The following is a 459-nucleotide window of genomic DNA, read 5'->3' on the forward strand; positions in this document are numbered from 1 at the left end:
GGCAACAAACGGCGTTTTTATTTTATCAATGAATGTTGTCGTTTTGCCGTTTTTATATGTTACTTTGTAATCTATTTTATTAAAATACCTCTTTGTGATAATATCCGCCTGCCCCATTCCGATTGCATTGCCGTGGCTGATATCGGTAAGATCCAAAAGCGCGATAATCTCTATAAGCGGATATGGCTGGCCGAGGGTTTCGCAGCCGCTTGCATAAAATTTCTCAGGTTCCTGAAGTCCCCAAACGCCGAAACGGCCAATCATATTGAAGTCCATACCTGTACCGCTTATATTTTTGCCGCCCCGTTTTATAACAAGCATATCACAAACTTGGAAAGGAAGGAAGGGGTACATGTCATTTGCCATCTTAAATAATTCGACTTCCCTTTCCGGTATATCTTTATTGTCGACAAGGTTGAAAAGAATAGCGTGCTTATGACAGTTGAGGCCATGAAGATG

1 protein-coding gene is annotated in these 459 nt (G+C 41.4%); it reads right to left on the reverse strand.

Annotation, left to right across the window (positions count from 1 at the left end):
- Positions 1-459, reverse strand: a 459-nt coding sequence (locus tag NE664_13855; GenBank protein ID MCQ4727718.1) for a hypothetical protein, incomplete at both ends; no start/stop codon positions are given.

Origin of the sequence: Anaerotignum faecicola, from assembly GCA_024460105.1 — a bacterium.
GTDB lineage: Bacteria > Bacillota > Clostridia > Lachnospirales > Anaerotignaceae > JANFXS01.